The sequence below is a fragment of the Actinokineospora auranticolor genome (assembly GCF_002934265.1).
In the GTDB taxonomy this organism is placed as follows: Bacteria; Actinomycetota; Actinomycetes; order Mycobacteriales; family Pseudonocardiaceae; genus Actinokineospora; species Actinokineospora auranticolor.
Genome location: NZ_PTIX01000022.1, coordinates 84,521 through 110,485, shown reverse-complemented (window position 1 = coordinate 110,485; position 25,965 = coordinate 84,521). Strand labels below are relative to the sequence as shown.

Annotated in this window: 21 protein-coding genes; 11 read left to right on the top strand and 10 right to left on the bottom strand. The window is 72.3% G+C overall.

The annotated features are described in order from the left end of the window. Window positions 1-126: 126 nt before the first annotated feature. From CLV40_RS29500 to CLV40_RS29480, 5 genes are all read left to right on the top strand, one after another. Window positions 127-2,073 carry a hypothetical protein gene (locus CLV40_RS29500; protein WP_104482279.1) on the top strand — a complete coding sequence of 649 codons (1,947 nt, stop codon included), beginning with the start codon at window positions 127-129 and terminating at the stop codon, window positions 2,071-2,073. Then, on the top strand, window positions 2,070-3,326 hold the full coding sequence (locus CLV40_RS29495; RefSeq protein WP_104482278.1) for a hypothetical protein: 1,257 nt from the start codon (window positions 2,070-2,072) through the stop codon (window positions 3,324-3,326). Before CLV40_RS29500 ends, CLV40_RS29495 begins: the two co-directional genes overlap by 4 nt. Window positions 3,327-3,683: 357 nt before the next feature. Continuing rightward, window positions 3,684-4,025, top strand: a complete 342-nt coding sequence (locus tag CLV40_RS29490) for a hypothetical protein (protein ID WP_104482277.1) — start codon at window positions 3,684-3,686, stop codon at window positions 4,023-4,025. 47 nt (window positions 4,026-4,072) lie between these two features. Continuing rightward, window positions 4,073-4,549: a GNAT family N-acetyltransferase gene (locus tag CLV40_RS29485; protein ID WP_104482276.1), complete on the top strand. Its 477-nt coding sequence runs from the start codon at window positions 4,073-4,075 to the stop codon at window positions 4,547-4,549. Window positions 4,550-4,648: 99 nt separating this feature from the next. Continuing rightward, window positions 4,649-5,533, top strand: coding sequence for a LysR family transcriptional regulator (locus tag CLV40_RS29480; RefSeq protein WP_104482275.1), 885 nt, complete (start codon window positions 4,649-4,651; stop codon window positions 5,531-5,533). A gap of 2 nt (window positions 5,534-5,535) precedes the next feature. Here the strand turns inward: CLV40_RS29480 and CLV40_RS29475 are convergent, their stop codons facing one another. From CLV40_RS29475 to CLV40_RS29450, 6 genes are all read right to left on the bottom strand, one after another. After that, the gene (locus CLV40_RS29475; RefSeq protein ID WP_104482286.1) at window positions 5,536-6,393 is read right to left on the bottom strand and encodes a carbohydrate ABC transporter permease; all 858 of its coding nucleotides are present in this window, start codon (window positions 6,391-6,393) and stop codon (window positions 5,536-5,538) included. A 10-nt stretch (window positions 6,394-6,403) separates the two neighbouring features. Continuing rightward, window positions 6,404-7,363 (bottom strand): carbohydrate ABC transporter permease, encoded by a 960-nt coding sequence (locus CLV40_RS29470; protein ID WP_245931640.1) that lies wholly within the window; start codon window positions 7,361-7,363, stop codon window positions 6,404-6,406. Further along, complete coding sequence (locus tag CLV40_RS29465; protein ID WP_219824142.1) at window positions 7,363-8,229, bottom strand: metallophosphoesterase family protein; 867 nt, start codon at window positions 8,227-8,229, stop codon at window positions 7,363-7,365. Before CLV40_RS29465 ends, CLV40_RS29470 begins: the two co-directional genes overlap by 1 nt. Next, window positions 8,226-9,599 carry an ABC transporter substrate-binding protein gene (locus CLV40_RS29460; protein ID WP_245931639.1) on the bottom strand — a complete coding sequence of 458 codons (1,374 nt, stop codon included), beginning with the start codon at window positions 9,597-9,599 and terminating at the stop codon, window positions 8,226-8,228. Before CLV40_RS29460 ends, CLV40_RS29465 begins: the two co-directional genes overlap by 4 nt. An 88-nt stretch (window positions 9,600-9,687) precedes the next feature. After that, complete coding sequence (locus tag CLV40_RS29455) at window positions 9,688-10,824, bottom strand: ABC transporter ATP-binding protein (RefSeq protein ID WP_104482274.1); 1,137 nt, start codon at window positions 10,822-10,824, stop codon at window positions 9,688-9,690. Window positions 10,825-11,023: 199 nt separating this feature from the next. Further along, window positions 11,024-11,710, bottom strand: a complete 687-nt coding sequence (locus CLV40_RS29450) for a 2OG-Fe(II) oxygenase (RefSeq protein ID WP_104482273.1) — start codon at window positions 11,708-11,710, stop codon at window positions 11,024-11,026. Window positions 11,711-12,040: 330 nt separating this feature from the next. On the opposite strand from CLV40_RS29450, the gene CLV40_RS29445 reads away from it, so the two are divergent. Then, on the top strand, window positions 12,041-12,388 hold the full coding sequence (locus tag CLV40_RS29445; RefSeq protein WP_104482272.1) for a hypothetical protein: 348 nt from the start codon (window positions 12,041-12,043) through the stop codon (window positions 12,386-12,388). A gap of 136 nt (window positions 12,389-12,524) precedes the next feature. Here the strand turns inward: CLV40_RS29445 and CLV40_RS29440 are convergent, their stop codons facing one another. Beyond that, window positions 12,525-12,929 (bottom strand): histone-like nucleoid-structuring protein Lsr2, encoded by a 405-nt coding sequence (locus tag CLV40_RS29440; RefSeq protein ID WP_104482271.1) that lies wholly within the window; start codon window positions 12,927-12,929, stop codon window positions 12,525-12,527. Between the two features lie 925 nt (window positions 12,930-13,854). On the opposite strand from CLV40_RS29440, the gene CLV40_RS29435 reads away from it, so the two are divergent. Beyond that, the gene (locus tag CLV40_RS29435) at window positions 13,855-14,766 is read left to right on the top strand and encodes a GNAT family N-acetyltransferase (protein WP_104482270.1); all 912 of its coding nucleotides are present in this window, start codon (window positions 13,855-13,857) and stop codon (window positions 14,764-14,766) included. A 335-nt stretch (window positions 14,767-15,101) separates the two neighbouring features. On the opposite strand, the gene CLV40_RS29430 is transcribed toward CLV40_RS29435, so the two are convergent. Further along, window positions 15,102-18,080, bottom strand: coding sequence for a glycine--tRNA ligase (locus CLV40_RS29430; RefSeq protein ID WP_245931641.1), 2,979 nt, complete (start codon window positions 18,078-18,080; stop codon window positions 15,102-15,104). 438 nt (window positions 18,081-18,518) lie between these two features. On the opposite strand from CLV40_RS29430, the gene CLV40_RS29425 reads away from it, so the two are divergent. Together CLV40_RS29425 and CLV40_RS29420 are read left to right on the top strand one after the other, a co-directional pair. Then, window positions 18,519-19,073, top strand: coding sequence for an acyl-CoA thioesterase (locus CLV40_RS29425; RefSeq protein ID WP_104482268.1), 555 nt, complete (start codon window positions 18,519-18,521; stop codon window positions 19,071-19,073). Beyond that, complete coding sequence (locus tag CLV40_RS29420; RefSeq protein ID WP_104482267.1) at window positions 19,070-19,525, top strand: ester cyclase; 456 nt, start codon at window positions 19,070-19,072, stop codon at window positions 19,523-19,525. Before CLV40_RS29425 ends, CLV40_RS29420 begins: the two co-directional genes overlap by 4 nt. A gap of 233 nt (window positions 19,526-19,758) precedes the next feature. Here the strand turns inward: CLV40_RS29420 and CLV40_RS29415 are convergent, their stop codons facing one another. After that, the gene (locus CLV40_RS29415; RefSeq protein ID WP_104482266.1) at window positions 19,759-20,025 is read right to left on the bottom strand and encodes a hypothetical protein; all 267 of its coding nucleotides are present in this window, start codon (window positions 20,023-20,025) and stop codon (window positions 19,759-19,761) included. A 483-nt stretch (window positions 20,026-20,508) separates the two neighbouring features. Between CLV40_RS29415 and CLV40_RS29410 the strand changes: the two genes are divergently transcribed. Together CLV40_RS29410 and CLV40_RS29405 are read left to right on the top strand one after the other, a co-directional pair. Continuing rightward, window positions 20,509-21,426 (top strand): hypothetical protein, encoded by a 918-nt coding sequence (locus CLV40_RS29410; RefSeq protein ID WP_104482265.1) that lies wholly within the window; start codon window positions 20,509-20,511, stop codon window positions 21,424-21,426. Between the two features lie 21 nt (window positions 21,427-21,447). Beyond that, entirely contained in the window at window positions 21,448-24,201 is a 2,754-nt protein-coding gene (locus CLV40_RS29405; protein WP_104482264.1) for a P-loop NTPase fold protein, read from the top strand. Here the strand turns inward: CLV40_RS29405 and CLV40_RS29400 are convergent, their stop codons facing one another. Then, window positions 24,202-25,899 carry a PstS family phosphate ABC transporter substrate-binding protein gene (locus CLV40_RS29400; RefSeq protein ID WP_104482263.1) on the bottom strand — a complete coding sequence of 566 codons (1,698 nt, stop codon included), beginning with the start codon at window positions 25,897-25,899 and terminating at the stop codon, window positions 24,202-24,204. Between the last annotated feature and the right edge of the window lie 66 nt (window positions 25,900-25,965).

The following is a 25,965-nucleotide window of genomic DNA, read 5'->3' as shown; positions in this document are numbered from 1 at the left end:
CCGCCAACACACCCAACGAGATCCGATCGGTCAACCGAACAGCCGACGAATCAACGACACCACCACGAACCTGCACCACGCGAGCCACCCGAAAATAATAGCAGCTCCTTGCTTAAGTTAGTGGCATTGGGCCGGAGGGGCGAGTGGGACCTATCGCGGACGAGATCACCGCCGTCGTGCGGGCCCGGCGGGAACACCTGTGCGGCGTGCGCGCCGAGATCGAGTCCTGGCACCGCGCGGACGCGGCCCTCGACGCCGGCCTCGGCCATCACGCACCTGGCCGAGGCCCCACACCCGCCGGGCGGGTCGTCCGACGCGGCGGACCGGCTCACCGCGCTCCCCGTCGCCAACGCCCGCGCCGGTGTCACCGACGTCCTCGGCCAGCCAGGCCGGGTCGCCACGGGGGTCGGCCGCACGACGGTCACCATCGGGGTCAGCGGCAGCGCCCGCGTCGGGAAGAGCTCGCTGCTCCAGTCGACCTCCGGCCTGGCCGACGCCCAACTCCCCACCGGCTCGGGCATCCCCGTCACGGCCGTGCGCAGCCGGATCCACCACGTGGTCGGCAGGCGCCGGGCGGTCCTCGAACCGCACACCTGCACCGGCTTCCGCGCCGCCCACCCGCGACCCCGGCACGCCGCGCTCGGCCTGCCCGACGCGCCGACCGGCGTCGCGGAGTTCCGCGCCTGGCGCTACCCCGCCCCGGGCGAGCGCGCGCACGCCGCAGCGGCGCACCCGACGCTGCTCAACGACCTGCGCGAGATCCAGGCCACCCTACCGTCCTATGTGGACTTCCTGGACCGGGGCGGCGGGCCGTTCGAGCTCGACGGCGACGAGTTCGACCGGCTGCGCGAGTACGTCACCTACCCGGTCGTCGCGGCCAAGCGGGCCGGTGACCCACCGTGCAAGCACCTCGCGGTGCGCGACAACCGGATCGAGTGCGCGTTCCCGCACCCGGACCTGGCCGCGATCGGCGGGTGCGACCTGCCCGGCATCGGCGAGATCACCCTCGACGCCGACCGCCACCACGTCACGGGGTTGCGGCACGAGGTGGACGTGGTGCTGCTGGTCAAGCGCGCCGTCGAGGGCATGGCCTACCGGGGCGACGCCGACGCCCGCGCGGTCACCCTGCTCAACACCGGCGACGGCACCCCGACCCTGGTCGCGAACCCGCGCGACGACGTCACCCGCAAGCTCAACGAGGGCAGCGCGGACCTGCACTTGCAGGTCCTGGAGGCGGACGCCGCGAACCGGCAGGCCGACGGCGAGGACCCCGCGTACGCCGGGGCGGTCGACGCCGTCCACGAAGACGTTCTCGCCTGGGTGCGCAACGGGCTCGGCGTCGGCCGCGAGCAGTGGTGCCGCGACGCGCTGCGCAGCGCGATCCGCGACGACGGCGGCGCCGCGTTCACCGGCCGGGAGCTGAACCGGGTCCGGGTGGAGCTGAGCACCCGGTTCGCCGCGCTCGACCGGTTCTTCCACGACCGGGTCGAGCTGGTCTGGCAGCAGGCCGTCACCGGTCTGGCCACCGAGGGCGAGCTGCGCGACCTGCTCGACGACCGCACCGGCGCGGCGGCGCTGCGCCACCTGGCCGACCTCGCGGGCGACGCCGCCGAGCCGTGCGCCGTCACCCGCGCCGCGCTCGACGACCTGCTCGGCCCGCGGCTGGACTACCGCACCCAGCTCCACCCCCGGGTCCGCCCCGAGTTGGACGGCCTGCACCTTCAGGTCGCCGACGACCGGGGCGGGGCCACCGTCCAGATCGCCGTGCCGAGCACCCCTGACGGCGTGGCCGAGCTGTTCCGCATCGTGTCGGAACTGGCCGAGCAGGCCACCTTCCGCATCCGCGGCGCGCTGCTGCGCGAGGCCGCGCTGCCCGGGCAGGTGCTCTTCGCCGCCGTCGAGCAGTTCGACGACACCCTGATCCGCTCCGGTGACGCGCACCGGGAGATCCGCCAGCTCGCCCGGTCCTACCGCGACCGCCTGTGGCCCGCGGAGTTCGACGAGCTGGACGGCGCGAATGCCCGGGTGGCCGGGGCGGCGGCAGCCGCCGACCTACGGGGGTACGACCGATGACCGCCGCCATCCGCGACCTCTCGCTGCGCGTCGGGCTGGTCGGCCCCAGCCGCATCGGCAAGAGCACCATCGTCAACTGCCTGCTGCGCAGCGGCGAGAGCCTGCTGGCCCGCACGTCGGTGCGGATGCGGTGGGCCGACGCGCCGACCGAGAACAAGATCCAGGACCTGCGCGACGAACTGGAGGGCAGGCGGGTCAGCGGCCAGTTCGAGCCGGGCGCGATGTGCGGCACCGAGGAGCCGTTCCGGTTCCGGCTCAAGTTCGACCCCGGCCTGCCGGACGCCGAACTGCACCTCGACCTGCTCGACCACCCCGGCGGCTGGCTGGACCCGCGGCGGCGGGTCGACGAAGAGCGCCGGCTGCGGTGCCGGGAGTTCATCGCCACCGCGACGGTGCTGCTGATCCCGGTGGACGCGGTGGTGCTGATGGAGACGGTGAACAACCCGAACCAGCGGCACGTGCCGCGCACCCTGACGCTCTCCGCGGTCGAGGACGTGGTCACCGACTGGGCCCGGCACCGCCACCGGCAGCCGGGCGAACCGGCGCCGGCAATCTTCTGCCCGGTCCGCACGGAGTCCTGCTTCGCGGACAACGGCGGTCGGCGGGACCGGTCGGCGCAGTTGCTCGCGCGGGTGCGCGAGGTGTACGGGCCGGTGCTCTCGGCGATCCGGACCGAGGCGCCCAGGACCCGGGTCCAGCACTGTCCTATTGACACGATGGGCTGCGTCGAGTTCCGCTCCGGGGCCTGGCGGGTGCCGGAGGGCACGCGGGGCGCGCCGCAGTTCCTGGCCAGGTACCGGATCCGCCGCGGACCGGACGGCAGGCCGCCGGAGCTCAGCGCGGTCGGCGCGGACGACGTGCTGGCGCTGGTCGTGCGGCACCTGTTCGACCTGGGCGAGCGGGCGCTGCGCGACGACGCGCTGGACCGTCACCAGGTGGCGCCGCAGCTGGCCGAGCAGGCCGACCTGGACGCGGGTCTGCTGCTCAACCTCTGCTACCGGACGTCGGGCAGGCGCGCGCAGTGGCGCGCCGCGGCCCGCACCGGGTTGGCGGCGGCGCGGTCGGCGGACGAACTGGTCCTCAACCTCAGCAGGCAGCTCAAGCACCTGGCCGAGGCCGATCTCGGCTCGCGCGTGCGCGACCTGTGCGGAGAAGCGTGCGAACCCACGTCAGGACCCGAGGACTGGCCACGGACTACGCGTTCCTCGGCACCGCGCCGCGGGCCTGGTGGGAGCGCCCGTTCGGCCGGTTGACGTCGCTGGAGCACCCGTCGCTGCTGGTCGGCGCCGACGAGGACGGCTGGCGGCTCTGCGCGAGCGCGATCCCGACCGGCCGCCGGGACGCGACGGCGACCGAGATCCGGATGACGCTGGTGCTGTCGGGCGACGAGACCGACGACGTCGGCGCGGTGCTCGCCCTGGTGCGGGACTGGCTGTCGCGACCGCGGCCCGGCCCCGGCGACGCTCTGCGCGACCTGGTCGTGGCGGAGTTCCCGGAAGCGGAAGTCGAGCGCCTGCTGGAGTCCCCCGACGACGACGAAGGCGGGCGAACTGCTGCGGGGCGAGACCACGGGGTGGGCCGCCCAGCTGACACTGACCGGGCCGGACGAGGTGTCCGGCCTGTTCGGACCCGACGAGCAGGCGGTGGCCCTGGTCCGCGCGGAGATCCCGGAGGGACTGCGCGCGCTGGCGCCCCGGCGCCCGGAGGCGGGGACCGGGGGAAAAGCCCGACGGGTCGACGGTGGTGGCACTGGTTCCGGCCGCCCCGCTGGTGGCGCTGACCCGGCGCCGACCCGGGCGTCGTTCGAGGTGAGCGGCGAGGCGCGGGGACTGTCCGGCCGCGTGTCGGTCGACCTGCGGGGGACGACCCTGCGCGTGGCGGTGGACCTCACCGTCGACTCGCGCCGGTTGCACGAGGTGATCGAGGTGCCGCTCTTCGGCAAGCCGGACTGACCCGCGCGCGCCTCTACACTGGTCGGCGCCGAGCAGAGGGAGGCCCCGTGGAGATCCGCCCGGTGCGCAGCGCCGACGCACCCGCCGTGACCGCGCTGCTCGTCGAACTCGGCTATCCGGACAACACCGAGGCCGGGGTGCGCCGCAGGCTCGCGCGGTGGTCGGGTACCGAGCACGGCGCCGCGTTCGTCGCCGAGTCCGGGGGTCGTGTGGTCGGTGTCGTCGCGGTGGCCGCGATCCCGTTACTGGAGCGGGAAGGCGCTCTGGGGCGGATCGTGGCGTTGGTGGTGGACGAGACCCGGCGCGGGAGCGGGGTCGGACGTGGACTGGTCGCCGCGGCCGAGGCGGCCGCGCGGGAGCTGGGGTGCGTCGTCATGGAGGTCACCAGTTCCCGGCACCGGACCGGCGCGCACGCCTTCTACCGCGCACTGGGCTACGAGGACTGGTGCGACCAGAAAGCCCGGTTCGTCCGCGAACTCGGCGACCGACCCGCGGCGTCGCCGGTACCGGACCCGACCCCCTGACCTGCCGGGCCAACTGGGCGTTCGCAAGTGGACGCCCGGCGTTCACCGGCTGATCCCCGCCCGCGGTTAACCTGACGGCGGCTGCGGGAGGGGCGGGGTATGGAGTTGCGGCATCTGGTCTCGTTCCTGGCCATCGCCGAGGAGTTGCACTTCGGGCGCGCCGCCGCGCGGCTGCACCTGGCCCAGCCCTCGCTGAGCCAGCACCTGCAGCGGCTCGAGCGCTCCGTGGGGGTGGAGCTGGTCAGCCGCAACTCCCACGAGGTCCGGCTGACCCCGGCGGGCGAGGCGTTCCGCGAGCTGGCCAGGGACGTGGTCGCCCGGGTCGACAAGGCGGCGCACGCGGCGCGGGCAGCGGCAGCCGGGCGGGCCGGGACGATCCGGGTCGGGTACAACTTCCCGGCCGGGCAGCGGGTGCTGCCCGGGGCCTTGGCCACCCTCGCCGCCCGCTACCCGCTCATCGACGTCGACATGCAGGAGATGCGGACGGGGCCGCAGCTCGCGGCGCTCGACGACGGCCGGATCGACGTCGCGATGGTCTACGGGAAACCCACGTCGGCCCGGCTGCGGCACCGGCACCTGCTGAAGGTACCGCTGGTGGCCGTGGTCGGGGTCCGGCACCGGTGGGCGGGCCGGGAGAAGGTGCCGTTCGGCGAACTGGCCGGGGAGTCGTGCATCCTGTTCGCCCGGGCCCAGTCCGCGGCCATGTACGACGCGATCTTCTCCGCCGCCGAGCGGTGCGGCATCCGGCTGACCGTGGCCGAGGAGGTCGACGACCCGGGCGCGACCGGCATCCTGGCCTCCGTCAAACCCGTGGTCGGGTTCGCCTCGGCCGCGCGCGCCGCGAACGTCGGCACGTCCGCGCAGACGGTGGTGGTCAAGCTCTACGACCCCGTGCCCACCCTCGACCTGTACGCGGTCTGGGTGGCCAACGACCACGCGCCCCTGGTGGCCGCGTTCGTGGACTGCCTGCCACCCGCCGACTGAGGTCACTTCAACCCCGACCGCACGAACGCGTTGACGATGTGCCGCTGCAACACCAGGTACAGCAGGAAGACCGGCAGGCAGGTCAACCCGGCGGTGGCCATCAGCGGACCCCAGTCGTTGCCCTCGGTGCCCATGAAGCTGCGCAGCCCCAACTGGACCACGTCGTTGCCGCGCCGCAGGACCAGCGCGGGCCAGAAGTACTCGTTCCACGCCGTGATCGCCAGCAGGATGCCCAGCGCCGCAAGCACCGGCCGCAGCGTCGGCACCACGACCGTCCACAGGATCCCCCACGACGACCGGCCGTCCATCCGGGCCGCGTCCAGCAGTTCCTTGGGGAAGCCCATCAGGTGCTGGCGCAGCAGCAGCACGCCCATCGCCGAGCACAGCGTCGGGATGATGACGCCCGCCAACGTGTCCAGCAGGTCCAAACGGGACAGCAGCACGTAGTTCGGCAGCATGGTGACCTGGAACGGCACCAGCCAGGTGCCGACGAACATCAGGTACAGCAGCTTCTGGAACCGGAACCGCCACGCCGCGAACGCGTAGGCCGCCAGCAGCGCCACCAGCAGCTGGCCCAGTGCCGTGAGCACCGCCATGACCGTGGTGTTGACGAGCATGCCGACCATGTCCGTCTTGGCGAACGCGTCGGCGTAGTTCTCCAGCGACAGCGGCCACGGCAGCACCGAGAGCGAGTACACGTCCTCCGGTGCCCGCAGGGACGTCGCGTAGAGCCAGTAGATGGGGAACACGCAGGCCACGCTCAGCAGCGTGAGCACCACGTGCCCGGCGATCGACCGCGCCCGACCGCTCTCCCCCACCGCCTCGTCGTCCACAGGGGACACAACAGCCGCCGCAGTCATCGCCATACCTCTAGTCGTCGTGGTGGCTGAGTCGGTCGGACAGCAGGACCAGCCCGGAGGCGAGCACCACGAAGCCGACGAAGAACAGGACACCGGCCGCGGCGCCCAGGCCCGCGTCGTAGCTGTGGAAGCCGTAGTCCCACAACAGGTAGTAGATGTTGGTCGTCGAGCCGGACGGGCCGCCCTGGGTCAGGGTGTCGATCAGCGGGAAGGTCCACTGCGCCGACAGCAGCACCGTCATCAGCACCAGGAACGCCATCGTCGGCGACAGCAGCGGCAGCGTGATCCACCGCGTGACCTGCGCCCGCGACGCCCCGTCCACCCCGGCCGCGGCGGCGTAGTCCGGGTTGATCCCGGTCAGGCCCGCCGAGACCACCAGCACCGCGAACCCGACGATGTGCCAGCCGGTGATCACGATGATCGCGATCTGCGCCGGACCGGCCTCGTGCAGCCAGTTGATCGGCGACCCGACGACCTTGTCCACCACACCGGCGGTCGGGTCGAGCAGCCACTGCCACACCGCCGCGCCCGCGACCGGCGCCACCAGCATCGGCGCGAACACCATGGCCCGGTACACCGCGCCTGCCCGGCCGCGCACCCGGCGCGAGAGCAGGCCGACCAGCACCGGGATGACCAGGGTGAACGGCAGCATGCCGAGGATGACCACCAGCGTCCGCCACAGCGCGGCGCCCAGGTCCGGGGTGTCGAGCAGCCGGGTGTAGTTGTCGAACCCCACCTCGGTGATCGGCGAGGTGGGCAGCAGGTTCCAGGAGTGGAACGACAGCTGGAAGGTCTGCGCCAGCGGCCGGTAGGTCCAGACGACCAGCAGCACCAGTGCGGGGGTCAGGTACAGGTACGGCGGCAGCGCCCGGAGCAGGCGCCGCCACCACACCGGTCGGGCGGCGGGCCCGGCCGCGACAACCCGCGGCCGGACCAGCTCGACCTCGACGAAAGCACCGGCGGTCGTCATCACCAGATCCCGATGACGCGCTGGAACATGGCCAGCCGCTCGGTCTCGTCCACGTCGTAGACGGCGGCGGCGGGCGTGACCGGGACCGCGGTCGCCACGATCTGGTCACCGAAGACATCGATCCGGGTGAACGCGGCGTGCGCGTTGCCGCGCAGCCGCCCGGCGGGCGGCACCGGGACCACGCCGTAGGCGAGCGCGGGCCCGATCCACACCGGCACCCCGGCCACCGAGCCCGCCCCCGCGAGGTGGGCGTGCCCGGTGACCACGAGCCGGGTGTCGGTGCCCGCGATCACCTCGGCGAACCGGTCGGCGTCGCGCAGGCGCAGCAGGTGCACGGTCGGCACCGGCGACGGCAGCGGCGGGTGGTGGGCCACCACGACCGTGCCCCGCGGGGCGGGCTCGGTGAGCACCTTGCCCAGCCAGTCGAGCTGGGCGGCGGACAGGTGCCCGTCGTGCTTGCCCGGTTCCGAGCTGTCCAGCACCACCACGCGCAGACCGTCCACGTCGAACACCGCGTCGTACTCCGCCGATGACTCGGGGACGCCGAGGAGTTCCGTGCGGAACGCGGTCCGCTCGTCGTGGTTGCCCACCGCGCAGATGACCCGCGCGCCCAGCCGCTCGGCGGCCGGGTCGATGAGGTCACCGAGGCGCCGGTAGGACTCCGGTGAGCCGTTGTCGGTGAGGTCTCCGGTGAGCAGGAAGGCGTCCACGCGCATCCCCGACGCCTCGATCATCGCCAGCGCCGCGGCCAGGTTGGCCGAGGTGTCGACGGTGTCGTGCATCAGCGCCCCGGCGGGCATGATGTGCGTGTCGGTGAGCTGGACCAGGGTGAGCTCGGGACGGATCCCCGCGGCTGGGTCGGTCACCGGCCGCCGCCCGGCACCAGCTTGGCCAGCTCGTCCTGCTTGCCCTTGAGCGTGCTCGGGTCGGCGCCCTGGAACACGACGCTCTCCACCGCGGACATCATGCCGTCGCGGACCTGCACGTAGTCGTCACCGGGGAAGGACACCCACGGCTCCATCTTCGCCAGCTGCTCCAGGTTCGGCTTGATCAGCGGGTTCTTGTCGGCCCACGGCTTGAGCGCGGCCGGGTCGTTGACCAGCTCGGTGCGCAGCGGCAGGTAGCCGATCTTGGTGGAGATCGTGGTGTACGCCTCCTCGCTGGTCAGGAACTTGATCAGCTCCCAGCCCGCGCGCTGCTTGGCCGGGTCCTTGGCGAAGACGAACAGCGAGGCGCCGGAGTTGGTCGGCACGACCGGCTTGCCGGTGAACGCCGGGAGCACGGCCGAGCGCAGGCCGGTCTTGAGGCCCTTGCCGAAGGTGCCCTGCAGCGCGCTGGACTCGACGATCATGCCGATGTCGCCGCGGGCGAAGCCCTCGGTGCCCTGCTGCTGGGTGCGGTTGGGCATGGCGCCGGACTTCACCATGGCCTGCATCGCGGTGACCGCCTCGACCGACGGGGCCTCGGCGAAGCTGAGGGTCTTGCGGTCCTCGGAGACCACGCGGCCGCCGTTGGAGCGCACGATCGACTGGAAGCACCAGTCCTTCGAGGACTTGGTGAGGCAGTCGACGTAGACGCCCTCCTTGCCGGTCTTGCTCTTGAGCGCCAGCGCGGCCTGCTCGACCTCGGCCCACGTCGTCGGCGGCTTGGCCGGGTCGAGACCGGCCTGGGTGAACAGGTCGGCGTTGTAGTAGAGCACCGGGGTGGAGAACACGAACGGCACGCCGTAGGTCTTGCCGTTCCAGTCGCCGAGGGCGCGGGCGGTCTTGGCGTACGGGTACTTGGCGCCGTCGAAGTTCTTCTGCACGGCGTCGCGGCCGACCAGGTCGTCCAGCGGCGCGGCCTTGAGCTGGTTGACCGAGAAGTCCAGCTCGCTGAAGCCGAGCTGCGCGACGTCCGGCGGGTTGCCGGTGGCCAGCTGGCTCTGCAGGCTGGAGACGGTGTCGGTGGCCGGGTTCGCGCTGTTGCCCTGCGGCTTCTGCGGGGTGACCTTGATGTTGGGGTGCGCGGCGGTGAACTTGCCGATCAGCTCGGTGAACGTGTCGGTCCACGCCCCGGCCTGGCCGAAGTTGTAGCTCTCGAACACGATCGAGACCTGCTGGCCCGCGGCCAGCTCGGGGATCACGGTGGCGGGGGCGGAGGACGGCGCGGCGGTCTCGCCGCCGAGCCCGCAGGCCGACAGCGCGGTCGCGCACAGCAGCGCGACACCGGCGCGCGCCAAGGACAGCTTTCTCACGGGGTGCTCCTGGAGGCGGATCAGGTGGGGTGGTGCGGCGAACTCGACAGGTCGAGCGGCGGTGCGAGCTGCAGGGTGACCCGGCGGGCTAGATCGGGGACGGTGCCGGGTGGGGAAGGGGGGGCGGGTGGTGGGAGAAGGACGGCACCGGCTGCCATGCCAGCCTTCGACCACTTCCGGGGTCGAACAGGTGCAGGTTCTCGGGGGCGGCGGTGAGGTGGACGGGGTCGCCCGCGTGCAGGCCGAGCGGGCGGGCACCGCGCAGGCAGAGCCGTTCGTCGCCGACGACGCAGTGCGCGACCTCTTCGCTGCCGAGGTTCTCCACGGTGCGGACCACACCGCGGATGCCCGCGGCGTCGGGGGTGGTGAGCCGCAGGTGTTCGGGCCGCACGCCGAGCGCGACCGGCCGCGGCGGCGTGTCGGCGGTGATGCCCAGCGGCAGGTCGAGATCCGCGGCGCGGACCCGGAGGGCGTCGCCGTCGGGCACGACCTCGGCGGTGAGCAGGTTCATCGGCGGCGAGCCGAGGAACCCGGCGACGAAGGTGGACTCGGGGCGGTCGTAGACCTCTTCCGGGGTGCCGACCTGTTCGAGCCTGCCCTTGTCCAGCAGCACGATCCGGGTGGCCATCGTCATGGCCTCGACCTGGTCGTGGGTCACGTAGACCACGGTGGCGCCCAGCCGCCGGTGCAGCCCGGAGATCTCCGCCCGGGTGCTGGACCGCAGCTTCGCGTCCAAGTTGGACAGTGGCTCGTCCATCAGGAAGGCGCCGGGGTCGCGCACCAGGGCGCGGGCCAGGGCGACGCGCTGGCGCTGGCCGCCGGAGAGCTCCTTGGGCTTGCGCGCCACCAGTTCCGAGAGGTCGAGCACGGCGGCGACCTCGGCCACCTTCGCCTGGATCTCGTCGCGGGACCAGCGGCGGGCGCGCAGCGGGAAGCCGATGTTGCGGGCCACGCTCAGGTGCGGGTAGAGCGCGTAGCTCTGGAACACGATGGCCAGGTCCCGCTCGCGGGCGGGCAGGTGGGTGATGTCCGCCTCGTCGAGCAGGACGCGGCCGTCGGTGGGGGCGAGCAGCCCGGCGATCATCCGCAGCAGCGTGGACTTGCCGCAGCCGCTGGGGCCGAGCAGCACCAGGAACTCCCCGTCGGCGACGTCGAGCCAGATGTCGTCGACCGCGGTCACCCCACCGAACCGCCGGGTCAGTCCCTGAAGGTGAATACGGCTCACGACTGTGCACTCCCGGAGCGAAGATGGGCCATCGAGCCCCCGACGGCCGGAAGTGCAGCAGCCATCCGTGTACGGACGATGAACGCGGGCGTCACCCAAGTGTCCCTTTGGACTTGTCCACCGCCGTTGATCAGCGGAAACACCCTCCGGGCCGCGGCCTGACGATCGTAAAACGCAATCGGGCGAGAGCGGGCGGTAGTTAGCGGGCGTTGTGGAAGATGACGCCCAGCACAGCGCGGCGTCCGGTGTGGACGGCGCTGACGCCGTGCCGCACGGCGACCCGGCGGTACCCGCGGGCGCCGGGGACGGGGCGGTGCCGGACGGGGAAGACGACGCCCTGGCCGGTGCCCGGGCGGGCGACCATGGCCCGGGACTGCTGCCGGGGCCGGTTCTCCACGAATACGCTCTCACCGCCGGTGAAGTCCTCGTCCGGGGTGCTGAGCATGATCGCGACCTGGAGCGGGAAGGTGAGGTCGCCGTAGACGTCCTGGTGCAGGCAGTTGTAGCCGCCGGGGCCGTAGCGCAGCAGCAGCGGCGTCGGCCGGTGCTGGCCGTGGTCGGCGCACTCGGCGAGCAGGGTTTCCAGGTCCTCGGGGTAGGCGCGCTCGTCCAGCCTGCGCGCCCAGAGGTTCGCCAGCCGGGCCAGGGGCGGGTAGAGGTCGCGCCGCAGTTTCGCCACGAGCGGGACGAGCGGGTCGGCGAAGTAGCGGTAGGTGCCGTCACCGAAAGCGTGCCTGGCCATGACCACGGTCGACCGGAAGACACCCTCCCGGTCGAACAACTCGATGATCTCCCGGCACTCCGCCGGTGATAGCAGCGGCGGCGTCACCGCGAACCCGGCTTCATCCACCTCGGCCGTGATCGCCGCCCAGTCCAGCTCACCCATGCCCACTCCGTTCCGTTTCCGGTTCTCCGAGGGCGAACACCGGCGTGGGCGAGCCGGTTGCACCGGGCCGACGAATGCCCGGAAATACGCCTTCCAGCTCGTGACCTGGCCGAAGAACCGGGCGTGTGCGCCGAGGCGAGTCGCGCGGGGAAGTCGAGGCGACCTCAGGCCGATTTCCACCGCGCACGCCGGTATCGCCCGAATGGCGGGCGCGGTCGAGCGGTCGGTGAATGTGGTGCCCACCAGGCCGGAATACGCCGTACCGTGGGCGGAGATCCACGTGGAGTCACAAAGGGCGTCGCAGGACGCCCGAGGAAAGGGGAGCGGCCCATGCCGGAGCCCGTACTGGTCTCGATCGCCGCGGCACTGGCGGCCAAATCGGTGACCTCGCTCTACGACCTGGTCAAGGCCAGGTTCGCCAAGCGCGGGGAGGCGGCGGCCGCGCTGACCGCGGCGGAGGGGGCGGCCCCGGACTCACCGCAGGTGGTGGCCCTGGCCGGGGAGCTGGAACGAGCCGCGCAGGAGGACCCGCACTTCGCCCAGGAGCTGCGCTCGCTGTGGGGCGTCGAGTCCTCGGGGCAGCAGGCCGCGCACGGCGGCGTGGTCAACCAGATCACCGGCAACGTCAGCGGGAAGGTGCTGCAGGCCCGCGACATCGAGGGCGGCGTGAGCTTCTGACGCCGCCTGCGGTTCGCCGGACCCGCCCGGTCCGGCGAACCACTGGTCGTCGACGACCGGGTGCCGTCTCCCGAGCACCCGGCGTCCACCCCGGACGGGGGACCGCGGCGGGCGCGCCCGCCGCGGTCTGTCCCGCTCAGCCGGAGAAAGCGGCCTTCTTGGCCTTGCCGCCACCGTTGGACTTCGCCTTCACGGTGTGCGCCTCTTCGAACGCCTCCACGACGGCCGACGGGATGCGACCCCGCTCGGAGATGTCGTGGCCGTTCTGCCGCGCCCAGTCGCGAATGGCCTTGGTCTGCTCCTTGGAGCGGGCGTCGCCCGCGGGCTTGGCCGCCGGGGCGGTGTGCCGCTTCACCCGCCCGCCGGTGCGACGGGCCGAGGCGACGAACTCGGCGAGCAGGTCGCGCAGCCGCGTCGCGTTCGCCTCATTCAGGTCGATCTCGTAGTTGGCCCCGTCCAGGCTGAATTCAACCGGGCGGATGTCATCGCCCGCCGACCCGTCGAGGTCGTCGTAAAGCTGGACGATGGTCTTCTGAGCCATAGGGCACCTCACTGCACACGGGGTGTCACGGGAATTGAAAACTTCTTCCCCACTTGCCGTGAACAGTACCCGCAACCGATGCCCGAGACAAATAGGCGGGCCCCAGGGGAATGTCTCGCGTGTCGCAGGCCACTGGCGCGAGCGGATTCGCAGGCGCGGCCGAACGGCCGAAAGCGCGGGCCACGCCCGCCATATCCGCCGGTCGCCACCGAGATTTCCAATGCGGACCCCACGCCGACCCCATTGCCCGAGCCCCGGCGCCCGGCGGGCGACCCGGAGTGCGGGGACGACAACCGGACACCATACGGTGAACTTCGGCAATGTCGGACCCCTCGTAGGCAATACGCCCACGACCGCGCTCCCGGCGGTCTCGGCCATAGCCGCGGCGAATGCCCGCGGACACCGGAAACACCGGCACCGCGACCCCCGCGACCGGCGGTGGGCACCGGCCGCGAGCCCCGGAGCAGCGCGGACCCGCCGAACCGGGCGCGGCGCGGTGGTCGCCGCGCAATTCGGCCACGCCCACGCACGCCACGGGTGAAGTTAACGTTTCACCTCGACGACCGTGGTGAAAGACGAACATCACAACACAACCATCACCGTACCGGGGATATCGCGGCGCGCCAGGCGCGAAAGCGGTCCCCGGTCGCGCTCCGCGCGCGGCGGGCGGGCGGGCACACCGCCCCCGGGTACCGGGGGGTCGATATGCGAACTGGATTGCCCCGGGCGGACAAACCCGGCTACGCTACAAGCGTGATCCGCGGGCGGCGATGATCCGCGTCGATCCACGTGCGAACGAGGGGAGGTGGAAGCCGTGATTACTCCGGTCCCGCGCTCCCACCGACCCCGCGCGCTCGCCTGATCCTGTCGGATCCGGGCGGCGAGATGGGGCGGGAGCACCCCACTTCTCGCAAAGGATCCCACCGTGACCGATCCGGTCATCCGCCCGCTGTCCGCGGGCGAGGAATATCTGTTCGAGTCCCTCTCCGTTCCGCCTCTGGTCGGCCGCCCGATGATGTGCACCGACTACCGCGCGCTGCTGGCGCGCGGTGAGTACCGTCCGGAATGGACCTACGTGGCGCTGCGCGGTGACACCGTCGTCGCCAAGGCCGCCTGGTGGGCCACCGCGGGCGACGCGGACCCCATCGCCCTCGACTGGCTCGACTTCACCGACCACGACGCGGCCGTCGCGCTGCTGCGCGCCGCCCCCTTCCGCGCCGAGTACGCCCTGCTCCTGCCCGTCGGCTGGGACACCGACCCGGAGGTCCGAGCCGCGGGCGAGGCCCGCCTGTCGGCCACCGAGGCGGCGGGCATGACGCGGCTGGTGGAGCGCTACCGGTACCGCTGGACCCCGGACCGCGGCCTGCCACCCCGCACCGGCAGGCTGACCTACCACCCGGAACCGGACGACGAGGTCTTCTTCGCCCTTTTCCGCGAGATCCACCAGGGCAGCCTCGACGCCCACTCCCGCCGCACCGTCGCGGAAGCGGGCCTGGACGCGGCGGCCAGGGAGGACCTGGACATCCTGCGGTGGATGCGCGGCCCCCGCGCCGGCTGGCGCGTGGCGCGGGACGAGAGCGGGGAAACGGTCGGGCTGACCATCCCGACGGCCAACCCGAACGACCCGGTGATCGGGTACATCGGGGTGCTGCCCGCGCACCGGGGGCGGGGGTACGCGTACGCCCTGCTGGTCGAGGCCACGCACCTGCTGGTGGCGGCGGGCGCGGACCGGGTCGCGGCCGCCACGGACGTCACCAACCTGCCGATGGCGGCGGCGTTCGCCAAGGCGGGCTACCCGGTCGTCCAACACCGGATCGACATGATCTACCCGAGCTAGCCCGCTGAACGGCGCCCTCGGTGGACCAACCCCACCAAGGGCGCTTTCCTCGCGCTGCCGGTGGTTCCCGAGTCTTCCGACGCCTGCCCGGACGGCACTCGAAGATCCATCCGGAATGGCAGGCCGGGAAAGGGCTCGTGAAATCCGGTAATGGCGTGGTCAAGAACGAGCACGCCGGAGAACCGGCGGTCGGGCAGGCGGCCCGAGCCGCTTCCGGCTACCAGGGGACGGCATTCGGTGCTGATCGCACCGGGGTAGCACGCCGGATCGCGATCCGGCGTGCGCGACGCACCGGGTCGGTGGCGGGACCGCCAGTCCCGCCACCGACCCGACTGCTAGTTCTTCTTCTCGAGGCTGGTGCCCAGGCCCTGCCAGTCGAGGACCGGGGCGGCCCAGTCGCGGATCGCGGCGAGGAGGCCGAGGCGGGCGGTGCGGACGGTCGGGTCCTCGGCCATGACGAGGATCTCGTCGAAGAACGTGTTGACGGGATCCGCCAAGACCTCCGCCGCCGGGACGAAGCCCGCCAGGCCCGGGGTGGTGGCGGCGCGGGCCTTGTCGAAGGCCTGGTGCAGCGCGGCCTCGGCGGGTTCGACCAGCGCGGCCGGGTCGTAGGTCGGCGCGGTGTCCGCGGGCACGATGCGGCGGACCCGCTGGAGGGCGGCGACCAGGGTGGCGAAGCCGGGGTCCGTGACCCGGTTCGCCAGCTCCGCCAGGGTTTCGTCGGCGAGCGCGGGCGCGTCGGCCAGCACGAGGACGGCGGCGACCTGTTCGTGCGGGTGCCCCGCGTCGAGCAGCAGCTGCTCGTAGCGCCGACGGACGAACTCGGCGACCTCGTCGAGCACCTCCTGGCGGACCTCGATGCCCTGCGCCCGCACGTGTTCGGCCGCTGTGGACAGTCCACGGGAGACGGTCAGGGCGCGCAGTTCGGGGAAGGCGCGGAGGATCGCGACGACACCGGCGCCCGCGCGGCGCAGGCCGAACGGGTCCGAGCTGCCGGTGGGCTTCGCGCCGACGGCGAACAGGCCCGCCAGCAGGTCGAAGCGGTCGGCCAGGGCCAGCAGCGCACCCGGCACCGTGGACGGCACCGCGCCGCCACCGGAGCGCGGCAGCTCCATGTCGTAGAGGGCCTGGGCGACCTCCTCCGGCTCCCCCGCGCGACGCGCGTACTCGCGGGCCATGGTGCCCGCCAGGCTGGTCAGCTCGATGACCATCTGCGACCCCAGGTCGAACTTGGCCAGCTCCGCCGCCCGCCGCAGCACGGGAGTGTCCGAATCGGACAAACCGCCGAACTCGACGGCGGCCGCGCCGATGCGCGCGGCGCGCTGGGCGACCGACCCGAGCCGCTCCTCGAAGGCGAGCTTGGCGATGCCCTCCTTCATCGTGGCCGGCGGGGTGGCCAGGTCGGCGCGCCAGAAGAAGCCCGCGTCCTCGTAGCGGGCGCGCAGCACGGCCTCGTTGCCCGCGCGCACGGTGTCGTGGTCGCAGTCGCCGTTGGCCACGGCGACGAAGTGCGGCAGCAGGCGGCCGTCGGCGTCGCGCACCGGCAGGTAGCGCTGGTGCTTGCGCATCACCGTGGTCAGGATCTCGGCGGGCAGGTCGAGGTAGGCCGGGTCGAACGAGCCGAGCAGGGCGTTGGGCTGCTCGACCAGGTTGGTGATCTCGTCGACCAGCGCGGACTCGTCGGCGGACACCGCGCCCCCCACCGTCGCGGCCAGCTCCCCCGCCGACGCGAGCACGAGCGCGCGCCGGGCGTCCTGGTCGACGGTGATGCCGTGGCCCGCGAGGAAACCGGGGTAGTCCGCCGCCGACGCGACCTCGACGACCGGCTCGGCCGCCGTCCGGTGCACGCGGGTCGTCCGGCCGGAGACCAGCGCGCCCGCCGCGACCGGCACCGGGGTGTCGCCGAGCAGCGCCAGCAGCCACCGCACGGGCCGGGTGAACGACAGCTTCGGGTCGTTCCAGCGCATGTTCTTGTCCGCGCGCAGCTCCGCGACCACCTCGCCGAGCACGCCGCTGAGCACCTCGACCGCGCCGCGGCCCAGGTCGGTGCGGGTGATGCCGACGTACTCGACGCCGTCGACGTCGACGCGGCGCAGGTCGGCCGGGTCGACGCCCTGGCCGCGGGCGAACCCGGCGGCGGCCTTGGTCGGGTTGCCGTCGGCGTCGAAGGCGGCCGAGGCGCGCGGGCCGCGCACGGTGCGCTCGGCGTCGGGCTCGACCGGCTCGACGCCGTCGACGAGCACCACGACGCGGCGGGGCGTGGCGCGCACGCGGACCGCGCCGTGGCCGAGGCGGGTGGCGGCCAGCTTCTCGGTGACGGCGCGCTCGACGGCCGACGCGGTCCGGGTCACCTCGTGCGGGGGCAACTCCTCGGTGCCGATCTCGAACAGCAGCGGGTGCGCGCCCTCGACGGCCGGGAACTCGGCGGGTGCCGCCGCGACCGCGGGCAGCTCGGCGGTGCCCAGCGGGTGCCCCAGCTCGGCGCGCCGCTCGGACCACAGCCCGGCGACCTCGCGGGCCAGGCCGCGCATGCGGGCGAACGCCTTGGCGCGCTCGGTGGTGCTGACCGCGCCGCGCGCGTCGAGCACGTTGAAGGTGTGCGAGCACTTGAGCACGTGCGCGTGGGCCGGGACCGGCAGCCGGGCGTCGAGCAGCCTGCGCGCCTCGGCGGCGTAGTCCTCGAACAGCCGCCGCTGGGTCTCCACGTCGGCGTCGTCGAGGTAGAAGCGGCTCATCTCGTACTCGGACTGGCCGAACGCCTCGCCGTAGGAGATGCCGGGGGCGTAGGCGATGTCCTTGAAGTGCGCCACGCCCTGCCGGGCCATCATGATCCGCTCGATGCCGTAGGTGATCTCCACCGACACCGGGTCCAGGGTCTGCCCGCCCGCCTGCTGGAAGTAGGTGAACTGGGTGATCTCCAGGCCGTCGAGCCACACCTCCCAGCCCAGGCCCCAGGCGCCGAGCGCGGGCGAGGCCCAGTTGTCCTCGACGAAGCGCACGTCGTGGGCGTGGATGTCGATGCCGAGCGCGGCCAGGCTGCCCAGGTAGAGCTCCTGCGGGTTGCCCGGGTCCGGCTTGAGCACGACCTGGAACTGGGTGTGGGTCTGCAGCCGGTTGGGGTTCTCGCCGTAGCGGGCGTCGTCCGGGCGGACGCTGGGCTCGACGTAGGCGACCCGCCACGGCTCGGGGCCCAGCACGCGCAGCACGGTGGCCGGGTTGAGGGTGCCCGCGCCGACCTCGGTGTTGAACGGCTGCACCACCATCGCGCCGCGCTCGGTCCAGTACCTGGTCAGGGCCAACAACGCGTCCTGCATGGTCAGCACGGCGGAAACCTCACAACTCGGGGGCTGGGCTGGCGGGGTGCCCGCAGTCTAGGAGGTGACCACCCGGTGGCTCCCGGTCGCGTGCGCGGCGGGCGCGCGCACCCGCACGGACGCGCTGGTTCACCCACACGTGACGAGCCGAAATACCGCAGGTGCTCAATCGTGCGGTACCTCCATCACCTTTTCGAGTGAGCGAATTCCGACGTTTCTCACCGCGATCGGTCACGCTCAGTGAGACTTGTCGCCCGACAAAGGGAGATATCCGCGGATGCCCGCAAATTGGCAAAAACCACCCAAGTGATCGTTTAGACTGGTCGCACGGCAGGCGGCGATGTCGCGTCGCCGGTTTCACCACCGTCGACCACGGCCCCGCGCTTTCCGCACAAAGCCCCAGCCAGTCACCCGATATCCCTGGGAGAAACACTTCCGATGACCCCTGTCGACACCCCAACGCGGTCGCCGCTGGCAGCCGAGGAGCCCCTGGCGACCGGGAGGACGATGGGCTACTCGCGCTGCGAGCTGTCCCGCGTCATCTGGCGGTCCAACGAGAACATGTTCGGCTCCGGCAAGGGCACGCTGATCCTCGAACTGGTCGATGACGTCGCCTGGGCCAGCGCGGCCCGGCACTGCGACGGGCACGCGGTCACCGTCGCGGTGCAGGACATGACCTTCTTCGCCCCGGTCTGGGCGGGCGACATCGTCACCGCGTCCGCGCAGGTCGAGGGCACCGGCCGGACCTCGATGGACATCGGCGTGCACGTCAGCGCCCGGCGCGGCTTCGGCGGCGGCGAGCCGGTCCAGGTGGCCGAGGCGCACCTGGTCTTCGTCGCCGTCGACGACGACGGCGCCCCCCGCGCGGTGCGCCCGGTGCACCCCGAGACCGACGCCGAGTACGCCCGGCACCGCGCCGTGGCCATCCGCCGGGAGCACGGCAGAGCACTGCGCGCCGCCCTCGCCGAGGTCGCCCTCCCCACGCCGCGATGACCGACGTGCTCCTCCGCGCGCCCGAGGTGGCCACCAGCGCGGACGACCAGGTGGAAATCGCGATCGCGTTCGTTCGCGAAACGCTCAACGAGGGCGATTACGCCGTTCTCGACTCCTTCGCCCATCCCGATATCCGGGATCTGTCCGACGTCCGAGTATTTGACGACGGAATAGCCGGTCTGCGCTTTTCGGTCGCCGCCGCGCGGCGCGCGATGCCCGATATCTACGCGCGCATTGTCAGCGCGCGGCGCACCGGTCCCGACACCGTGGAGACCCGGCTGGAAGTGTCCGGCACGTACGTCGGGTCGAACCTGGCGCCCAGCCAGCGGCAGGGCCGCCGGGCGACGTGGCGCCAGCACCACCTGTGGTCCTTCCGGGGCGCGCGGGCCTGCGCGCACCTGGGTTGGGTCGACAGCGCGGCCCTGCGCGCCGCCCTCGGCGACCCGTACTAGAACTGCCGTCCCTCCGGTCGGCGCCCACCGACCGGAGGGACGAGCCCGGCCCGGGGTACGGGCGGCGGCGCCCACCGCGCCCGGTTCCCCGCTCCGCGTCGACCCGGCACCCCGGTGCCGCAACCCGGGTCCGGGTCGACTGGTCACAACCGCACTTCCCACTCGAGCCCGACCGGTGTCGTCCGGTCGGGCTCGTCCGCGTCCGCCCGGGCCCCGCCGGGTGGCCGCGGGGCTCAGCCCGCGAGGCGGTGGTCGTGGGTGCCCGCGCGGCGGCGGGACAGCGCGTGCCGCGGCGGGTGCGGCCACTGGGTGACCTGAGCGGTCGCCTGCGCGGGGACGGCGGGGGTCGCGGTGTCCCGCTCCGCCTCGCGGCGCGCGTCGCGCTCGGCGCCCGCGCGCTCCTCGACGAGGATGCGGTCGACCAGACCGGAGGCGGTGCGCAGCCGCCACACCACGATGGCGAGCACGGCGACCGAGCCGATGATCCACAGCAAAGTCATGGCGATGTCGATTCTTCCGCAGTGGAGCCCAGGTGGGGGGCGAGCGCGTGCGGTCCGGACGCTCGCTGGTCCCACGGTGGGCACTGTTGCCTCGTCCATCGCACCGACCCATAACATCAGTTACCGGTCGTAGCCAAAGACAACTGACTCACAACCAAGATTCACCCGTACGTCGTACACATTGAATGATCAAGTAACACGATCTTGGCCAAGGTCGTTGCTCGTCACCGCTTCGCGCCCGAGTGAGGATGCACCGAACGCCACACCGGGTGTCACACACGGTGATGTGACTACGGCATAGCGGAGAGTGACCGCCTGCGTCTGCCCCGGGGTCCACCGGCCGAATGACGTCCGCGGCGGGCGACTGCACAGCCGGACCGCCCGGTCCCGATCCCGGGTGAACCGACCCCGCGCACGGCTCGTGTCACTGCTGAATCCGCCCCGGCCGGGAGCCCGGGGCCAGCCGCCAGATCGGGGAGTCAGATGAACCGCGAGCACGTCCTGTCCGCCGCCGCCCTCGTCGCCGCCGGGGCCTTCGCCCTGTCCGCCTGCGGCGGGCCCGCCGCTTCGTCCACTGTGGACAACCAGCCCGCGCCCGCCGCCGCGGCGCCGCGGGCCGACGCGGAGCTGCCGGACGACGTGTCGTTCGTCGCGGGCACGGCCCGCGCGAACGGCGCCGCCCAGGGCACCGGCGACTGGGCCACCGGCGCGGACGGCAGCGCCAACTCCGCCCCGGCGGAGACTTCGCGCAAGTGGGTGCAGCTGCGCGCGAGCCGGGCGGGCGAACTGGACCCGGTGGTGGTCAACGGCGCGGGCCTGACGCTGTACCGGTTCGACAAGGACACCGCGAGCCCGTCGAAGTCGAACTGCGCCGGCGACTGCGCGAAGACCTGGCCGCCGGTCACCGTGGCCAAGGGCGCCAAGGTGTTCGTCGCGGGCGTGCCGAAGTCGGCCGTCGGCTTCGTGACCCGCGACGACGGCAGCCGCCAGGTCACCATCAAGGGCTGGCCGGTCTACCGGTTCGCCAAGGACACCAAGGCGGGCGACACCCTCGGGCAGGGCGTCGGCGGCACCTGGTTCGGCGTCACGCCCGACGGCGAGAAGGCGGGCGGCCCCGCGCAGGAGCCCGCGCCCGCCCCGGACAGCGGCCGGAAGGCGACCAGTGTGGTGCTGTTCGACGAGCCCCGGTTCAGCGAGAACGGCGCCGCCGAGGGCACGGCGGGCCCGGGCTGCAAGAACCTGGCCCGCCCGCGCACGGCGTCGTCCCTCTCGGCGCTGGGGTCGCTGAAGCTGTGGTCGGAGAAGGACTGCAAGGGCAAGTCGGTCGTGGTCGACGGAGACGTGCCGGACCTGGCGAAGGTGCAGTTCGACAACCTGGCGACCTCGGTCTTCTTCGGCTGACACCGCCGGTAACCTCGCCGCATGGCGGCGGCGGAACCTCCGAAACGCATCTACATCAGCCACGGTCTCAGCGGCGCCGGCGTCCTGGCGCCGCTGAGGTCTGCTCTGCTCGGCGCCGGGTACGAGGTGCTGGAGGACAGCGCGACCCCGAGCGGGAACCTCGAAGCGGCGCTGCGAGCCATGATGGCGAACGCCGACGGCGCCGTCGTGATCGTGACCCCCGGCTCACTCCGCTCGCTTGCGACCGCCCGCGAACTCTCGGAACTGCGCGGACGCGCACTGCCCGGCTTCCCGGTCGTGGCCTTGCTCGGCGAGGACATCGAGCTCGCGGACGTGCGATCGGCCTCGCATTCCTGGCTGACCCAGGTGGTCGTGCTACCCGCCAACGAAGTGGGCGCGGCGATCGCGGCCCTGGATGTCGCCTTCGAACCCGCGAAGGCGCCCCGGGTCCTGGCCGAGTCGTCCTACAGCGCCACCCGGGCGCACCTGGTGGGCGCCCCGGTGACGTCGGTGGCCATCGGGGCACTGGAGGGGCAGGTCGCGGTCTTCGCGGGAGCCGAGGACGGCGAGATCCACGGTTGGCAGGTCGAGGGACCGCTGCACCACCGGACTACCGGCTCGGTCGGGGCGGTGTGGTCGATCGCCGTCGATCCGGACCGCCCCGAGGTGCTGTACAGCGGTGGTCAGGACGGTTCCGTGCGGCAGTGCGTGCTGCCGGATGCGCCCAAGGCCCTGTACCAGCACGACGGCATCGTGAACGCGGTGGCGGTCAAGTCCGGCGGTCAAGTCGCCAGCGGTGGTGATGACAACCAGGTAGTGCTCTGGTCACCGGGCGACTCGAAGCCCGTCCGCGCGCTGAGCGACGACTTCGTCACGGCGATCGCCTTCGCGGGCAAGCATGATGTGCTCTTCTTGTCCGACCGGACTTTGCGCGCGTGGCGGCCCAATGAGGTGCTGGCGCTCGCCACTCCAGCCACGCCGACCGCGATCGCGCGCTCCGGAACCACCGTCGTCGTCGGCCACGACGACGGCACCGTCGAGACTCGTGATCAGCGAACCTGGCACGCGTTGACCTCCTGGCGGTTCGAGGCGCCGGTCGAGTCGGTCGCGATCGCTGGCCGGAGCGTGGCCGTGGGGGACGAGCGGGGAACGGTGTGGCTCTGGGAGACCGACACCAACCACATCCACCGGCTGACCGGGCACACCGGCGCCGTGCGCGGGGTGGCGCTCGGCGAGCTGTACGGGGACCTGTTCGTCGCCAGTGGCAGCGAGGACGGGGAGGTGCGGATCTGGTCGCGTCCGCAGACCGACCACGTCGAGTGGGTCGGGGACGCGCCCGCCGACGAGGACTGGTTGCAGCGCAAGCCGTTGGCTCGCGTGGTGGCGCAGCGGTTGCGGCGGGTTGACGAGCGGGAGCCGGGGAGTTCGTTCCTCGTGCACATCGATGCCCCTTGGGGCGCCGGGAAGAGCACGCTGCTCGGGTTCCTCCGGAAAGACCTCGATCAGGACTTCACCACCGTGCCGTTCGACGCCTGGCGGGAAGCCGGAGTCGGGCCCGCCTGGTGGGCACTGCTGACCTCGTTGCGAACAGCGGTGCGCAAGCAGCGCAAATGGCCGGGACGGGTATGGCTGCGGATCACCGAATCCCTCGCGCGGCTGCGGCGAGTCGGGGCCCCGGTCGTCCTGGCCTTCACCGTGCTGCTGGCTGTGGCAGGTGGTGTGCTGTGGTGGTTCACCGACTTCAAGGGCGCCACCGAGATCGTCAAGACCATCACCGGCGGCCTCGTCGGGCTCAGCACCCTCTGGGCCGGAGCCCTTGTCGCCAGCCGGTTCCTGCTGTGGGACTCGGCGCGCGGGGCGCGGTTGTTCGAGCAGTCCAACACGAACCCGATGCTGGAGGTCGACCGGCACTTCGGCTGGTTGATGGCCCGCTCCAAGCGGCCGGTGGTGTTCCTCATCGACGACCTCGACCGCTGCAAGGAGAACTACGTCGTCGAACTGCTCGACAGCGTCCAGACCCTGATCCGCGACACCGGCCCGCCGAACATCCACTTCATCGTGTCGGCCGACGGCGCCTGGCTGCGCGTCGCCTACGAACAGGCCTACGAGCGGTTCAGCACCCAGGTCGCCGAACCCGGCCGCCCGCTGGGCTACCTCTTCCTGGACAAGTTCTTCCAGCTCCGAGTACCACTCCCCGCGGCGGACCGGCCGCAACGCGAAGGATTCCTGCGCCGCCTGCTGCGCGGCGCCTCGGGCGTGGACGCCGCCGTGCGCGCCGAGGAACAGCGGGTCCGGGCGTCGCTGAACCAGACCGTGACCGAGGACGACGTGGTCTCCGCGCTGTCGTCCGCGAGCCCGGAAGTCCGGGGCCTCGTGGCGGAGGACGCGCTGCGGCGGCTCTCCTCCCCCGAGGCCGTCGCCGCGACCGAGCACAGCCTCCAGCGGTTCGCCGGGCTGCTCCCCGCCAACCCACGCGCGATGAAGCGGTTCGTGAACACCTACAGCGCGCTCCGCGCGGTCCGCACCCTGGAAGGCAGTGCGGTCCCCGTGGAAACCCTGGCCCTGTGGACGATCCTCGAAACCCGCTGGCCGGGCCTGGCCGAGCACCTGCGGCGGTGCCCGGACGCGGTGGAGAAGGTCGGCGCGAACCCCGAGGACGTCCCCGAGGAGTTGCGCGCCGTCTTCAGCGAGCCGGGCGTGGTGGCGTTGGTGGGATCGCAGCGGTGGGGTGCGCTGGGCGCGGCCGAGATCCGCGCCTGCGTGGGGAACCCGTAGTCACCTCGTGTTGCACAGGGCCACCGGGGCACCTTCCGGTGTGGTGCACGGGATGAAGCCCGCGTCCTTGAGCCGCAGCCGCGCGGTGGAGTTGTCGTGCAGGTACTCCGCGAAGGCGCCGAGCGCGGTGTCCTTGGCCGGTTCACCCTTGGTGTAGAGGTACTCGACCGTCCAGAACGGGTAGCCGGTGTCCGAGACGCCGACCGAGTCGAAGACCTTGCCGTTGAGGGTCAGCGCCTTGAGCGAGCCCCGCTTGCGGACCTCGGCCACCGTCGGCGCGTCCGCGTAGCCGATGGCGCCGGGGGTGTCCATGACGGTGTTGGCGATGTCCTTGTTCGACCGGAGTTCGCACCGGACGACCTTCGCGGACGGGTCGCGGTCCTTGGTCTGGCAGTCGTTGGAGGACAGGGCCGGTTCGGCGCGGCCCAGGACGCTGCCCTCGAACAGCTGGCGGGTGCCCGAGTCCGAGCCGCGCCCCACGATGCGGATGGGCCGGGAGGGTCCGTCCGGGTCGAGCTGCTGCCAGTCGGTGATGGTGCCGTCGAAGATCTGCTTGAGGGTGCTGGTGGGCAGGTTGTCCACGGGGACGTCCTTGTTGACCACGACGTGGTACAGCACGATGGCCAGCTGCTGGGACCGCAGTTGCGGGTGCGTGCCGGAGTAGCGGCCGTCCGAGAGGGCGCCGTGCGTGCGCGCCTGGTCCGGTTCGAGCGCGGCCAGGTCCCGGGCGCCGCCGATGCTGCCGCTGGACGTCGTCGTGATCTTGGTGTCGCCGCAGCGCGCCGTGTAGTCCCCGGCGATCAGGCCCATGGTCGGGATGAACACGCTCGACCCCTCGACGGACACCTCGCCGGACACGCAGTCGTCGCCGACCGGCGGTGAGGCCAGCAGCAGGCTGGCCATCAAGAACACGGTCAGCACCAGGGCGCCGATGCCGGTCAGCCGCGCCAGGGTGATCCGGCGGGGGCTCTTCTCGTCCTTGATGATGCCGTTGTCGGCCAGCTTGCCCGAGGCGGCGATCTCCTTGCTGGTGTCGCCGGTCGGGTTGTCCTCGGGCTCCTCCAGCACCACCACCAGCTTGAACTTCTGCTTGCGGTGCAGCGAGAGGCGTTCCAGCCGCACGCCGTGCCACCGCGGTTCGGCCTCGGGCTCGCGCGGCGCGGGGGCCTGGCCGCCGATCCAGCGGACCATCCGCTGGGTCATCTTGTCCCGCACGGTGCCGAGGTTGTTGTCCCGCTCCTCGCGCGCGGCGCCCGCGGTGCCGCTGTCGTGGCGGAAGAACCGCAGGCCCTCGCGCAGTTGCTCGCGGACCTCGTCGGACCCGGCCTCGGAGATCCGCGCGTTCCAGACCACCCGCTTGCCGAAGGTGAAGGTGAGCGGCTTCTCGAAGTCGTCGGCGCTGATGTCGTAGCCACCGGTGTTGCGGATCCGGATGACCACGATGCTCAACCGGTCCATCAACCGCGCGAGGGTGCCGAACTGGCCCGGTTGACCGGACTGGGCGCCCTGCTCGTCGGCCAACCGCTCCGGCCCGAGGCCGATCTTGGAGTTGTAGTGCACGCGGTAGCTGACCCGCTTGCGGCGGATCAGGAACCGGTCGACGAACGGGGTCGCGATCAGCAGCACGATCCCCAGCACCAGGTTCCCGGCCCCGAGGAAGTCGAGCACCGCCCGCAGCGCGTCCCGGATCTCGGTCACGACACCCTCCCCTGCGCGCCCGATCAGGCCGCCAGCGTAGTGACGGCGCGGGACCGGGACAGGGGT